General features: G+C 46.6%; 1 protein-coding gene. It reads right to left on the bottom strand.

All coding sequences use genetic code 11. The features are described from left to right. Positions 1–253 (bottom strand): fluoride efflux transporter FluC (locus HJG40_RS15000; protein WP_215864931.1); only part of this gene is annotated, 253 nt, incomplete at both ends.

Genomic DNA, 253 nt, shown 5'->3' with positions numbered 1-253 from the left:
TACACACAGGAACAGTGAAGAAAACATATAGAGCAAACCTTTCAGTGCTTCGCCGTTTTCAAAAAGAACCAGAGTCTCCAGGGAGAAAGTCGAGAAGGTGGTATAAGCGCCAAGGCCCCCGGTAAGCATACCTGTACGCAATTCTGGACTGAGAGAAATGCGTTCGAGAGTTTCAAAAAAAAGGAAACCCATGATGAAGCAGCCCATGATATTGATACTCAGTGTTGCCCAGGGAAAACCCCGCCCGAATACT

It is taken from the genome of Acidithiobacillus concretivorus, from assembly GCF_018853445.1.
GTDB lineage: Bacteria > Pseudomonadota > Gammaproteobacteria > Acidithiobacillales > Acidithiobacillaceae > Acidithiobacillus > Acidithiobacillus concretivorus.
This window is presented reverse-complemented; position numbering and strand designations above follow the sequence as displayed.